We start from the raw sequence: 13,839 nt of genomic DNA, 5'->3' as shown, positions 1-13,839 counted from the left end.
CCGCGGGGCCGCGCTGAAGGGCCTTCCTGGCCCTCAGCACAAGGCATCAGCCCAACAGCGAATACACCAGCGCCGAAATGGCCACCAGGCCCACCGCGACCACGAACACGTTGGACAGCGCACCGCTGTACTGACGCATGGCAGGTACACGACGGATGGCGTACATCGGCATCAGGAACAGAATGGCTGCGATGACCGGCCCGCCAAGGGTTTCGATCATGCTGAGGATGCTTGGATTGCGCGTGGCAACGATCCAGCACACCACCAGCATGAACGCTGCGGTAACCCGGTCCAGCGCCTTGGCACCCGGGCGCCAGCCGCTTTTGACGATCATGCCCTTGAGGCCTTCGCTGGCACCGATGTAGTGACCCAGGAATGACTTGGAAATGGCCACGAAGGCAATCAGCGGCGCGGCAAACGCAATGGTCGGGTTACTGAAATGGTTGGCCAGGTACGACAGGATCGACAGGTTCTGCGCCTTGGCTTCGGCCAGTTGGGCTGGCGTCAGGGTCAATACGCAACTGAACACGAAGAACAGCACCATCACCACCATCAACAAGTGGGCACGGGCCAGGATCTGCCCGCTGCGCTGCTCAGCGTTCACACCGTAACGGCGTTTCTGGTCGACGGCGAAGGCCGAGATGATCGGTGAGTGGTTGAACGAAAACACCATCACCGGAATCGCCAGCCACAGGGTATGCAGAAACGCAGAGGCCGACGGAACTTCGCTGGCCGTCGTCAGGATGCCGCCGTTCCAATGGGGAATGAGGAACACCGCCAGAAACGCCAGGGCGACGATAAACGGGTACACCAACAGGCTCATGGCTTTGACGGTGGCCTGTTCACCACACCGTACTACGGCCAACAAACCGAGGATCAGCACAAGGGACAGCACCGCACGCGGCGGCGGCGTAAGGTGCAACTGGTGCTCCATGAAGCTGCTGACGGTATTGGTCAAGGCCACGCTGTAGATCAGCAAGATCGGGAAGATCGCAAAGAAGTACAACATTGTGATCAAGGCACCGGCCTTGAGCCCGAAGTGCTCCTCTACAACCTCGGTGATATCCGCGCCATCGCGACCTGACAACACGAAACGGGTCAGCCCACGGTGAGCAAAGAAGGTCATCGGAAATGCCAACAGCGCCAGGACCAACAGCGGCCAAAAACCGCCGAGACCCGCGTTGATCGGCAGAAACAAGGTGCCTGCGCCGATAGCCGTGCCGAACAGGCCCAGCATCCAGGTGGTGTCATGACGGGCCCAGTTGCCAAGGGCAACGGGGGTCGATTCAAAGCGCTGATCAACGCTTGGGGCCTGCTCGTTCATCCGGGTGCAACTCCACTCGCAAGACTACAACAGGGCCAGGAGCTGCGAAACAGACGCCTCATCGCTCCCAACCTATAGTAAGGGGGCGCGATTTTGCGCTGATTGGTTGCACTTGCAAAGTGCTACCAGAGGAACGGTTGCACTTGGTGCAACATCACCCAGGAAAACAACGTCAAACAGGTACTACCTCATCACAGGCAGGCCAGCCCCCACGCGGCTCGGTGAGCGCCGGGAGCAAGGCTTGCCTGCGAGGGTATCAGTGAGGTGTCAGCACAGGCGCGGCGTTACGCCTGACGCTGCACCGCAGCAAACGCCTTCGCCACCTGCTGCAGGTTGTCCGGGCGCAGGCCCGCCATGCAGACCCGACCGCTATCGATCAGGTACACACCAAATTCGTCACGCAGACGACGAACCTGCTCAACGCTGAAGCCGGTGTAGCTGAACATGCCACGCTGACGCAGGAAGAACTGGAAGTCCTGACCCGGCAACAGCGCGGCCAAGGCATCGACCAGCCCCTGGCGCATTTCAAGAATACGCAGGCGCATCTGTTCCACTTCGGCTTCCCACTGGGCATTCAGGCCCGCGTCGCCGAGCACGGCTGCGACCAGTTGGGCACCGAAGTTCGGTGGGCTGGAATAGTTGCGACGCACGGTGGCCTTGAGCTGGCCCAATACACTTTGTGCACTGTCCAGATCGTCACAGACTACCGACAAGCCGCCTACGCGCTCGCCATACAGCGAGAAGATCTTCGAGAACGAATTGCTGACCAGGCAGGGTACGCCTGCACGGGCAACTTCACGGATGGCGTAGGCATCGTCTACCAGGCCTTCGCCAAAGCCCTGATAGGCAATGTCAAGGAACGGGATCAGGCTGCGCGCCTTGACCACTTCGATCACCTGCTGCCACTGCGCCTGGCTCAGGTCGACACCGGTAGGGTTATGGCAGCATGGGTGCAACAGCACAATGCTGTTGGCCGGCAGGGTCTGCAACGTCGCGAGCATGCCGTCAAAATTCAGCCCGCGGCTCTGCTGATCAAAGTACGGGTAGGTGTTGACCTTGAAACCTGCACCTTCAAAGATTGCGCGGTGGTTGTCCCAGGTCGGATCACTGACCCAGACCTGCGACTCCGGGAAGTAACGCTTGAGGAAGTCAGCCCCTACTTTCAATGCCCCCGAACCGCCAACGGTCTGCACGGTAGCCACACGTCCACCCTCTACCGCAGGATGACCGGCGCCGAACAGCAGGGTCTGGATAGCCTGGCGATAGCTGCCCAGGCCTTCCATCGGCAGATACAGCGACGCCTGGTGAGGCTGGCCGGCCAGGCGTTTTTCCGCCTCGGCCACAGCGCCCAGTTGCGGTACCACACCGGCAGCATCGTAATACAGACCGATACTCAGGTTGACCTTGTCGGCACGAGGGTCGGCCTTGAAGGTCTCCATCAGCGAGAGAATCGGGTCGCCGGCATAGGCATCAACATGTTTGAACACAGCGTGCAGCTCCTTGGGTCAGGACAGTTCGGACTAACAGCTGTCGCGAGGATACCTGTACTGAACGCCAAGGAACATGTCTTCGCGTGCAACTCGTCAGTGCAGCACTGCACGGCCCCGCATCGCCGTCATCGGCTCATTGCTCTCCCGCAAGGGCTCGCAACTGCTCCAACTCCTGCACCGTCAGGGTCACGCCCTGCTGCGCCGACAACTCGCGCTCGCGATAACGCCGCTCACCCGGCATACGTTTCAAGCCCACCTCATGCATCTGGCTCACCAGCTCGCGGCTGCGCTCGGCAAAGCGATTACCCACTGATTTGGCAGGATCGATGACAATGATCAATTGCCCGGTCCAGGGCGTCTTCGCACCGGGGTGCTGCGACCAGTCGAACTCGAACGAGAAGTTACCGCCCGTCAACGCTGCTGCCAGCAGCTCGACCATCATCGACAACGCCGAACCCTTGTGCCCACCAAAAGGCAGCAGCGCCCCACCCTCCAGAATCGCCTTGGGGTCACAAGTCGGCTGACCCTGGCTGTCCACCCCCATACCCTCCGGCAATTGCTCTCCCTTGCGCGCAGCAATCTGCACGTCGCCGTGGGCCATGGCGCTGGTGGCCATATCAAAGACAATGGGGTCGCTGCCCGCGCAAGGTGCAGCGAAGGCGATCGGATTGGTGCCAAACAACGGCCGCTGCGCACCATGAGGGACCACGCAGGTCATGCTGTTGACCACGCTCAGGGCAACCAACCCCTCTTCGGCGAACGGCTCTACGTCTGGCCACAGGGCCGCAAAGTGGTGGGAATTGTGAATGGCCAGCACCGCCACACCGGCACTGCGCGCCTTTTCCACCAGCAACCCACGGGCAGCGGCCAGTGCAGGCTGAGCAAAACCACCCCTGGCATCAACCCGGACATAACCAGAGGCGACATCTTCGACGTCTGGCTGCGCCTTGCCGTCTACCCAGCCACTGGCCAGGGTCGATACATACCCCGGAATGCGAAAAACACCGTGGCTGTGGGCGCCGTCACGCTGAGCGCTGGCGCAGTTGTACGCCAGCGCGTCGGCAACGGCCTCACTGGTACCATGACGAACGAATATCCGATGCAGCAAAGCCTGCAGTTCGGCAAAGGCAAGGTGCGCGACTGCAGTATCAGGACGTGCGGACATCTGAAGCTCCCTTGTTGGAATTGGACTGGGCTACAGCGATGAGCAGGCTGGAAACTCTCGCGCAGTGACAGCTATCTGTCAAATGTTGACTTGATGACAGAAAACATTCATTTTCTTCGCCAAGCGCAACCGCCGTGAGAGTCGTCCGTGAGCCAACCGATCAAACAACGCCTGGAAAGCAGCCTGCAGAACGCCTCGGCGTCTGGGCGCAAGATCGCCACTTACATGCTGGGCAACCTGCATGAACTGCCTTTCCAGACCGCTGCCAGCATCGCCGACAAACTTGGCATCAGCGAGTCCAGTGTCGGCCGTTTCTGCCGCGCACTGGGCTATGAACACTTCAAGGCGCTCAAACACGACCTCAAGAATGACCTGGGCGATGGCCCCTGGCTGGTTGGTGATCGCCTGCAAGAATTCCGCCAACAACGGCGCGAGTCTGAAGAAGGTGCCTCTCGCAGCTTTGAACTGGAAGTCGCAGCCTTGGTGCGGGTGCATGAATACAGCCACACCGCGCTTTGGCACAGCGTCGCCCAACGCCTCTCTGAACGACGGAAGATATTCGTCGCCGGCTTTCAGACCGAGCGCGGAATCGCCCTGTGCATGGTGCACCTGCTGCAATACCTGCGTGATGGCGTGCACGCCGTCGATGGCAGCGCCGGGCACTTTGGCGACGTGCTGCTCAGCCAGCCAGACGACTGTGCCCTGGTGGTGTTCGAGGCGCGCCGCTACTCACGCCATGCCCTGAACCTGTGTCGCAAGGCACAGGAAGCGGGCATCCCGGTAACACTGGTTACCGACACCTTCTGCGACTGGGCCGATGCCCACGCCGACGAAGTCTTTCGTATACCCACCGATTTCAATCTGTTCTGGGAGTCCACCGCGACGATGCTGTCGTGGGTACACCTGATGGTCAACGAGGTCTGCAAGAAACTCGGACCGGATGTTGAAAAACGCTTGGAAGCCACTGCCGCTCTACACAACGAATTCGTTGGCTACACGTCAACGAACAAACAATAGCCAGAGTGCAAAATACCAATCGAGGTACATGATGAAACGAGTCGTCCACCTTGCAAGCGCTTGCGTACTGATGCTCGCCGGAATCGGCGCAGCCCAGGCAGAAACCTTGAAAATCGCCACCGAAGGCGCTTACCCCCCTTTCAACTACGTCGACTCGGATAACAAGCTGCACGGCTTCGACGTCGATATCGCCAACGCCCTGTGCGAACGCATGCAGGTGCAATGCACCCTGGTCGCCCAGGACTGGGAAGGGATCATTCCGGCACTGATGGCCAAGAAATACGATGCTGTGGTCGCGTCGATGATCAACACCGAAGAGCGCCGCAAGAAGATCGCCTTCACCAACCACTACTACAAGACCCCCCTTTCGGTCGCCGTGGCCAAGGACAGCAAGATCACCGACGCGCAGACCGACTTCAAGGGCTACACCGTGGGCGCGCAATCGTCCTCGACCCAGGCCATCTATGCCGAAGACGTCTATGGCAAGGCCGGCGCCGAGGTCAAGCTCTACCCTACCCTTGATGAAGCCAACGCCGACCTCGCCGCAGGCCGCCTGGATGGCGTGATTGCCGACAAGTTTCCGCTGATCGAGTGGCTGAACAAGTCCGGCAAGGACTGCTGCAAGTTCATTGGCGATGTCAAAGGCACCACCGCCGATGCCTCGATCGCCGTTCGCAAGGACGACGACGCCCTGCGCGAACGCCTGAACAAGGCGCTGGACGAGATCGTCGCCGACGGCACCTACCAGAAGATCTCCAGCCGCTACTTCGACTTCGATATCTACCAATAAGCCCCACATCCCTGCAGGAGCCGGCCTTGCCGGCGATAGGCGCCAGGCCTAGATCGCGGTGACAACGCGTCGATGCCATACCGGCTCCTGCACGGTCAAAAAAGAGGGTTCGAGCATGATCGAACAACTGTCACTGCTGTCGTTTGCCAGCGGCGGCTGGGGCCAGGCATTGCTGGCCGGCGCCGTAGTCACCATCAGCCTGGCCCTGGCCTGCCTGCCCATTGGCTTGCCCCTGGGGCTGGGTGTCGCCCTCGCCGCCCGCTCGCCAAAGCGCTTCCCGAAGGCTGCAGCTACCGTCTTCTCCACCGTGTTCCGTGGCCTGCCAGAGCTGCTGACCCTGCTGATCATCTATTACGGCTGCCAGATAGCAGCACAGAAAATCCTCGCCGCCATGGGTTATGAAGGTGAAGTGCTGATCAACACCTTCCTGGCCGCGATGATCGCCTTCAGCTTCGTCTTCGCCGCCTTTTCCAGTGAGATCTGGCTGGCAGCGTTCAAGACCGTGCCCAAGGGCCAATACGAAGCATCGGCGGCGCTGGGCCTGAGCAAGACCACAACCTTTCGCAAAGTGGTGTTTCCGCAACTGGTACGTATTGCCTTGCCCGGCCTGTCGAACAACTGGCTGTCACTGCTCAAGGACACGTCGCTGGTTTCGACCATCTCCCTGGTGGACCTGATGCGCCAGACCAACCTGGCGGTCAGCGTTACCAAGGAGCCCATGTTTTTCTATGCCGTCGCCTGTTTTGGCTACCTGCTGTTTTCGGCCCTGTCAGGACGCGCCTTTAGCGTTATCGAGCGGTATTTCAGTCGCCACCTGCGGAGCGCACGCCCATGACTTTCGATGATCTGCTAAGGCTGTTCCTCGATCCCGAGCTGCTGGAGCGCTACGGCCCGCGCTTTGTCGATGGCCTGCTGGTGACAGCCAAACTGGTGGCAATCTCGTTCACCCTCGGCGCAATCCTCGGCCTGCTGCTGGCCCTGGCGCGGCTGTCGAACAACCTGGTCGTGCAGCGCCTGAGTGCCGGCTATATCTACTTTTTCCGCGGTTCGCCACTGCTGGCCCAACTGTTCATGCTGTATTACGGCCTGAGTTCCTTCAAGGGCTTCTGGCAGGACGTCGGGCTCTGGTGGTTTTTCCGCGAGGCGTGGTACTGCACCCTGCTGGCGTTCACCCTGAACACCGCCGCCTACCAAGCCGAGATCTTCCGCGGCAGCCTGATGGCGGTCGCTCCCGGGCAGTATGAAGCCGCCAAGGCGCTGAGCCTGAAGCGCTCGACCACCTTCTTCAAGGTCATCCTGCCCCAGTCACTGATTGTCGCCGTTGGCCCACTGGGCAACGAATTGATCCTGATGATCAAGGCCAGCGCCATTGCTTCGCTGGTGACCATCTATGACCTGATGGGTATCACCAAACTGGCCTTCTCGCGCAGTTTCGACTTCCAGATCTACCTCTGGGCTGCAGTGCTCTACCTGCTGATCGTCGAGATCGTGCGACGCAGCCTCAAACACATCGAAGGCCGTCTGGGCCGTCACCTGCGCTAAACCGTGCAGCCTTTCGAGGACCGTTCCATGCAATGCCAAACCATCGTTCTGGGCGCCGGTATCGTCGGCGTCAGCACCGCCCTGCACCTGCAAGCCCGTGGGCGCAAGGTGATTCTGATCGACCGCGCCGAGCCCGGCAGCGGCACCAGCCACGGCAACGCCGGGCTGATCGAGCGCTCCAGCGTGATCCCCTACGCCTTCCCCCGCGAGCTTTCCCGCCTGCTGCGCTACAGCCTGAATCGCCAACCCGATGTGCGCTACAGCCTGCGCTACCTGCCCAAGGCTGGCCCCTGGCTGCTCAAGTACTGGCAGAACTCCTCGCCTGCCGGTGTCGCCGTAGCCACCCGCGCCATGCTGCCACTGGTGGAACGCTGCGTAGAGGAGCACGACGCTCTGATCGAAGCTGCCGAACTCGGCGACCTGATCAAGGCCAAGGGCTGGATCGAGGTGTACCGCAATGCCGAGGCCTTTGCCACTGCACAGGATGAGGCCCACGCGCTCAAGCCCTACGGCCTGCGCTATGAGATCCTCGACCGCCAACAACTGCACGCCCGCGAAGTCGATCTCAGCGAAAACGTCGTTGGCGGCATCCACTGGCTAGACCCCAAAACAGTCAGCGACCCAGGTGGCCTGACGCGCGGCTATGCCGCACTGTTCGTCAAACGCGGTGGCCAGTTCATTCATGGCGACGCCCGCACCCTGCGCCAGGTGGCCGGCGATTGGCAGGTCGACAGCCGCCAGGGGCCGATCACCGCAGCTGAGGTCGTCATCGCCCTTGGCCCGCAAGCCGCCGATCTGTTCAAGCCGCTGGGCTACAGCATTCCGCTGGAGATCAAGCGGGGTTACCACGCCCATTATCGCCCCCGCGCTGGTGCCGAGCTGACGCACTCGATCTGCGACGTACAGGGTGGCTTCGTACTGGCCCCCATGGTCAAGGGCATCCGCCTGACCACCGGCATCGAATTTGCCGCCAGCGACGCGCCGGCCAATCAAATCCAGCTGGAACGCTGCGAGGCCATCGCACGCAAGCTCTTCCCTCTCGGCGAGCGCATCGAAGCCGAGCCCTGGCTGGGGCGCCGTCCATGCCTGCCGGACATGCGCCCGGTCATTGGCCCGGCACCGCGTCACAAAGGCCTGTGGTTCAACTTCGGGCATGCTCACCACGGCCTGACCCTGGGCCCGGTCAGCGGCCGCTTGCTGGCGGAAATGATCACCGGTGCCAAGCCTTTCACCGACCCTGCGCCCTACAGTGCACAGCGCTTCAACTGACTTCGGGAGAACAATAACAATGCCTAGCCCCCTGAGCCTTGCCTCTGCCCAACCCATCGCCCAGCCCGACCCACGCAACGTCGTGGTGAAGATTGAAGGCCTGAACAAGTACTACGGCGCCTACCATGTACTGCGCGATATCGACCTGCAGGTACGCGAAGGCGAGCGCATCGTCCTCTGCGGGCCTTCAGGCTCGGGCAAGTCGACACTGATCCGCTGCATTAATCGCCTGGAGATCGCTGAAAAGGGCACGATTCGGGTCAATGACACCGACCTTGCCGAAAACACCCGCCAAGCCGCTCAAGTACGCAGCGAGATCGGCATGGTGTTCCAGCATTTCAACCTGTTCCCGCACATGAGCGTGCTCGACAACTGCACCCTGGCGCCCATGAGCGTGCGTGGCCTGTCACGCCAGGAAGCCGAGGAGCGCGCACGTTTCTACTTGAACAAGGTCGGCATCGAAAGCCAGGCAGGCAAGTACCCCAGCCAGCTCTCTGGCGGGCAACAACAGCGGGTGGCGATTGCACGGGCACTGTGCATGAAACCGAAAATCATGTTGTTCGACGAGCCCACCTCGGCACTCGACCCGGAAATGGTCGCCGAAGTACTGGACGTGCTAGTAAGGCTGGCCGACACCGGCATGACCATGCTGTGCGTTACCCACGAGATGGGGTTCGCCCGCCAGGTGGCAGAGCGCGTACTGTTCCTGGATGGTGGCCAGATCATCGAGGACAGCCCGCCTGAGGCGTTTTTCAACAACCCTCAAAGCGCACGGGCCAAAGGCTTCCTTGCGCAGATCCTGCACTGAGCCAAGGGCCTTGCGCGATCCTGTCTCGCCAAGGCCCATACTCCCGCAGCGCGCGCCAAAAACGTTAAATATAATGAACTACAAAAATCAAAAATTACCTCTATATTTCAAACACTTAGCAAGCTTAACGGCAAAATTAGTAGCTTACTAAGCAATAATTTTACACAAAGCTGTTTGACATATTTAACGGCGCTGGCAAGCTATGTAACAGGTTTCGACTGGAAACAGGCCATTGCGTGCCTTCCGGCAGTGCTCGAAACCTCAGGTAGCATCAGGCTGTATCGATGCGCCTGCACAACAATGACAGGCTGCGCCTGTCCAAAGGTGACATATGCCCAACAGCAACATTGGCAATAAGAATCAGACCCTCCGCAAGCCCGTCGTCCTGATGACCATGGGTGCCCAGGAGCGCAAGGGCCACGACTACCAGGTCATGACCCACAAGTACATCGTTCCACTGGTCGAACTGGCAGGTTGCGTACCGGTTCTGGTACCGACCTGCTGCGGTGCCGACGACCTTGAGCAATACCTGAACATGGCCGACGGTGTTTACCTGACCGGTGCGGGCAGCAACATCGACCCAAGCCTTTACGGCCAGGAAAACCACACCCCAGGCAAAGCCCAGGACAAGGCTCGCGACCTGTTCGACATCCCGTTGGTGCATGCCGCAATTGCGCGTGGCCTGCCAATCTTCGGTATCTGCCGCGGCATGCAGGAAATCAACGTCGCGCTGGGTGGCGATATCTATCAGAAGGTCTATGCCGAACCAGGCTTCAACGACCATCGGGAAAACCCGGAAGACCCAGTGGACATCCAGTACCAGGCTGTACACGGCGTACGCCTTGCACCGAACAGCTGGTTGCGTGAACTGTTGCAGACCGATGAAATTCGCGTCAACTCGCTGCATGGCCAGGGCTTGAAAACCCTCGGCAAAGGCCTTGAGCCTATCGCCCACGCCGAAGACGGCCTGGTCGAAGCCGTCCATGCACCCAGCCTGTCGCCGTTCCTCTTCGCCGTGCAGTGGCACCCGGAGTGGCAAGCTGCGAAAAACCCGGACTCGGTCAAGATGTTCCAGGCCTTCGGCGATGCCTGCCGCCAACGCGTGCGTCTTGCACTAAAAAAGCCTGAAATCGCAGCCTGAGTGCTGCGATGCATCGCCAGCAAGGCCAACTCACACTGAGAGCCAACCTTGCTGGCGATACAGGGGCGACCATCATTTGTTGCGAATGACACGCCTACCCTTCTTTTCCGACTGATCGACTGCGCTAACGCGCAAAGGCGCTGGCAGCGCCAGGCCTTTGTCAATCTGTCGCAAACACCCTAGTAGTAGGCGTTCTCTTTCTGAGAGTGGTCGGTGACGTCACGTACGCCCTTGAGCTCGGGAATACGCTCAAGCAGGGTACGTTCGATGCCTTCTTTCAAGGTCACGTCAACCTGGCCGCAGCCCTGGCAACCACCGCCGAACTGCAGTACGGCAATGCCGTCATCAACCACCTCAATCAAACTGACCTGACCGCCATGGCTGGCCAGCCCCGGGTTGATCTCGGTTTGCAGGTAATAGTTGATACGCTCGTTGATAGGGCTGTCGGCATTGACCATCGGAACCTTGGCGTTCGGCGCCTTGATGGTCAGTTGACCACCCATGCGGTCAGTCGCGTAGTCGACCAAGGCATCCTCAAGGAAAGGCTCGCTGACCGCATCGATCCAGGCGGTGAAGCTCTTCAGGCCCAGGGCGGTATCTTCGGCCTTCTCTTCGCCCGGCTTGCAGTAGGCGATGCAGGTCTCGGCGTACTGGGTGCCCGGCTGGGTGATGAAAATGCGTATGCCGATGCCTGGGGTGTTCTGCTTGGACAGCAGGTCAGCCAGGTAATCATGCGCAGCATCGGTAATCGTTATGGCACTCATTGAAGTGGTTTCCTCACAGACTTGGCGGCAGTTTACGCCAACCTGACGCGCGAACAAAGTCCCAGTATTTTTGTCGGGAAACAACAGCCGCTTCGGGCGTCCTGAGCAGAAAGCCCAAACGCCGGAAGCGGCCTGATGAAGGGAGAATCGCCCTAGAGGTTTTCGTAGCGGTTCATATCCAGTACACCCGCTTCCACCGGCTCGGTTTCCTTGATGTAGGTGCTCAGGTCATGGAAATACTGCCAGAACTGCGGATGACTGCGGCGTACGCCCCAACGCATGACAATACGCTCGAATTTGGCGGTGTCGTCACGGGCCGCTTCCATGTCCTCGACAAACTCCGGTACATCCCGGGCCGGAATATTGAACATGAAGTTCGGGTAGCTGCTCATCACGCCGGGGTAGAGGGTCAAGGTATCCAACCCCAATTGGTACCGCGACTCCTCACCCAGCATGAAGGCAACGTTGCTGTGGGCGTGGTTGCGCAGCATGGAGTAGACCTGCCGCTTGCCGCCCTCGCCTTCTATACGCAGCATGGTCGCTTCCGGCAACTGGTTGATCACTTTCAGCCCTGCTGCAGGACGCGAAGCCAAGCGGCTCAGAGACTGTTCGACATCGCGGAACTCTTCAGTCATCTGTGGCCGTGAGCAGTAGGCGCCATGGCAGCGATTGATCGGGTCAGGAGCTGCGTTGAGGCTACCGGTCCGCTCGATCAGCTTGAGGCCAAAGTCACGTTTCGGGTCACGCTTGTCCAGCTTCAGGGCGCTCGGGGTGCTGGTATCGATCTCCTCGTAGTCCATCCACATTTTCACCTTGCCGCCGTTCTGGTACCAATCGCTGAGGATGGCACCACGCTTGTTGGCCGGCATCAGGCGCAGGAAGTTTACCTCGGCGCCATTGCGGATCAGATCGAAGTACAGCCGGGTCTGGGCCTGGTGCGACACGTTGCCGAACACATCGAAGTTCACCGCCAGCTGATAGTAGGTACGCTCGAACAGCGGATAATCGAACAGCCACAAGGTCAGCGGCACGTCACCAATGAGGCCCTTGTTGACCGAGGCGCTGTCAAAATGCCGGAAGATGGTCAGCAAGGCGTTGTCATTACCCGCCCATAGGCTTGACCAACTAGGCGCCGGCATGTCGGCATAGGCTTCCCGTCGCAGGCTTTCATACTCGTTGCGCTTGTCACGGTAGGTGTGCCAGAGGGTCAAGATGCTGCCAACATCGTCGATCTGCCCAGGCATTGCCAGCAATGGCGTGGCTTCAGCGCGATACTTGGCATCCGTCAGGTAGCGATCATGGGCCGGCTCCTGGAACAGCGCCCAGAAGTGGTCACGAATCACATCCGTGGCGATCTGCCCACGGCACACCGGGCCGCGAATGAAGGTGCGGACGAAATACTCGGCGTTATCCAGCATGAACTGATAGCGCGCTATCGCCGGGATTGCCTCAAACGTCTCGAACGGGTTGGCGCGGTGGCGTGGACCATAGCCCGGCAGCGCAGCCGCGTGCCAGTCGCCGCTGTAGAACAGCTGTTTGACACGCTTGAGCTTCTGCGGCCCCATCGGGTAGGTGATGTGGGTCTTGTGTACGATGACGCCCTGTACGGGCATCAACCGGTAGTAGAAGTCGGTGCCAGGCGGATCGTTGGGCCGACGCGTGGCAATCAGGTCAATGGGTTGGCCACTGGGTGTACGGGAACGTACCCATTGGAAGAAGTGCCCCGGCTCCCCGCCAACAAAGTAAATGTGTGCCAGAAACAGGTGTTCATACAGCCAACGGCCTACCAGCGCTTCGGTCGAACCCGGGCTGTTGAGCAGCGCTTCCCATTCCTGGATCTGTGCCGCCTCCTTGGCGCTGGGCTGGATCGGGTTGTGCTCAACTGGCGCGCCCGCCGCCAACCAACGCTGCAGGGTCTGGTACTGGGCATCGGTCAGGCCGGTGACCGCCAACGGCATGCCCTCACGGGGATGCGCCTTGGCATAGGCGTCGAACTCGCCGGGCAGCGGGCAGACATTTTCCCGGTTCAAGCCCAGCACGATGTCTTCAGGCAGCTTGGCGTTTGGCTTCAGCGGGGTTGAATGCCCCAGCTCCAGCATCCGCGCCATCAGCGCGGCCTGGCTGCCCTGGTTATCCAGCACCGAGTAGAAGCCCTTGCGCCGCCAGGCATCGACACTGTGGGCGTCGTAGAACAATCGGGTCGGGGGCACTGCAGTCGTGCGGTTGCCCTCGTAGACCGGCACCTTCGAAGCGCCGCGCTCGGCGCCTTCAGCACTTTCCAGCTTGAGCTGGCAGGCGGCATCGTTGCAGGCATGGCAGGCAACGCATTTCTCAGTGAAGATGGGTTGAATGTCCCGGGTATAGGAAATAGCCGGGCTGGATTGAGGCGCTTGCCCCAACGCCATGCCACTGATCAGCAGCGCGACGGCGCCGGCAAGTAAACGATGCACCATGTGCCAATTGTCCTGGAAATTAAAAGCCTCACGATTCTACCGGTGGCAGCACCGTGCCAACATGAATGAAATTCAT

Annotated in this window: 12 protein-coding genes; 7 read left to right on the top strand and 5 right to left on the bottom strand. The window is 60.2% G+C overall.

Features of this window, described 5'->3' with window-relative positions:
* Positions 1-46: 46 nt before the first annotated feature.
* The 3 genes from CS390_RS11600 to CS390_RS11590 form a co-directional block, all read right to left on the bottom strand.
* On the bottom strand, positions 47-1,324 hold the full coding sequence (locus CS390_RS11600) for a serine/threonine transporter (RefSeq protein WP_099774503.1): 1,278 nt from the start codon (positions 1,322-1,324) through the stop codon (positions 47-49).
* Positions 1,325-1,608: 284 nt separating this feature from the next.
* Positions 1,609-2,811, bottom strand: coding sequence for an amino acid aminotransferase (locus tag CS390_RS11595; protein WP_099774502.1), 1,203 nt, complete (start codon positions 2,809-2,811; stop codon positions 1,609-1,611).
* 136 nt (positions 2,812-2,947) lie between these two features.
* A complete protein-coding gene (locus CS390_RS11590; RefSeq protein WP_099774500.1) occupies positions 2,948-3,979 on the bottom strand; it encodes an Ldh family oxidoreductase in 1,032 nt (343 codons plus the stop codon).
* A gap of 147 nt (positions 3,980-4,126) precedes the next feature.
* Between CS390_RS11590 and CS390_RS11585 the strand changes: the two genes are divergently transcribed.
* From CS390_RS11585 to CS390_RS11555, 7 genes are all read left to right on the top strand, one after another.
* The gene (locus CS390_RS11585; RefSeq protein WP_065757861.1) at positions 4,127-4,996 is read left to right on the top strand and encodes a MurR/RpiR family transcriptional regulator; all 870 of its coding nucleotides are present in this window, start codon (positions 4,127-4,129) and stop codon (positions 4,994-4,996) included.
* A 31-nt stretch (positions 4,997-5,027) separates the two neighbouring features.
* Positions 5,028-5,786: a transporter substrate-binding domain-containing protein gene (locus tag CS390_RS11580; RefSeq protein WP_065757860.1), complete on the top strand. Its 759-nt coding sequence runs from the start codon at positions 5,028-5,030 to the stop codon at positions 5,784-5,786.
* Between the two features lie 115 nt (positions 5,787-5,901).
* Positions 5,902-6,621: an ABC transporter permease gene (locus CS390_RS11575; protein WP_065757859.1), complete on the top strand. Its 720-nt coding sequence runs from the start codon at positions 5,902-5,904 to the stop codon at positions 6,619-6,621.
* Positions 6,618-7,328 (top strand): ABC transporter permease, encoded by a 711-nt coding sequence (locus CS390_RS11570; protein WP_065757858.1) that lies wholly within the window; start codon positions 6,618-6,620, stop codon positions 7,326-7,328. Before CS390_RS11575 ends, CS390_RS11570 begins: the two co-directional genes overlap by 4 nt.
* Before the next feature lie 27 nt (positions 7,329-7,355).
* A complete protein-coding gene (locus tag CS390_RS11565; RefSeq protein ID WP_065757857.1) occupies positions 7,356-8,597 on the top strand; it encodes an FAD-binding oxidoreductase in 1,242 nt (413 codons plus the stop codon).
* Positions 8,598-8,616: 19 nt separating this feature from the next.
* Positions 8,617-9,405 carry an amino acid ABC transporter ATP-binding protein gene (locus CS390_RS11560; RefSeq protein ID WP_065757856.1) on the top strand — a complete coding sequence of 263 codons (789 nt, stop codon included), beginning with the start codon at positions 8,617-8,619 and terminating at the stop codon, positions 9,403-9,405.
* Positions 9,406-9,736: 331 nt separating this feature from the next.
* Entirely contained in the window at positions 9,737-10,546 is an 810-nt protein-coding gene (locus CS390_RS11555) for a gamma-glutamyl-gamma-aminobutyrate hydrolase family protein (protein WP_065757855.1), read from the top strand.
* 179 nt (positions 10,547-10,725) lie between these two features.
* Here the strand turns inward: CS390_RS11555 and nfuA are convergent, their stop codons facing one another.
* Together nfuA and CS390_RS11545 are read right to left on the bottom strand one after the other, a co-directional pair.
* Positions 10,726-11,310, bottom strand: coding sequence for a Fe-S biogenesis protein NfuA (nfuA, locus tag CS390_RS11550; protein WP_099774498.1), 585 nt, complete (start codon positions 11,308-11,310; stop codon positions 10,726-10,728).
* Positions 11,311-11,462: 152 nt separating this feature from the next.
* The gene (locus tag CS390_RS11545; RefSeq protein WP_065757853.1) at positions 11,463-13,763 is read right to left on the bottom strand and encodes a fatty acid cis/trans isomerase; all 2,301 of its coding nucleotides are present in this window, start codon (positions 13,761-13,763) and stop codon (positions 11,463-11,465) included.
* Between the last annotated feature and the right edge of the window lie 76 nt (positions 13,764-13,839).

Origin of the sequence: Pseudomonas sp. HLS-6, assembly GCF_002753995.1 — a bacterium.
Lineage (GTDB): Bacteria > Pseudomonadota > Gammaproteobacteria > Pseudomonadales > Pseudomonadaceae > Aquipseudomonas > Aquipseudomonas defluvii.
Note: the sequence above shows the minus strand (reverse complement) of the source record. Positions and strands in the feature narration are given on the sequence as shown.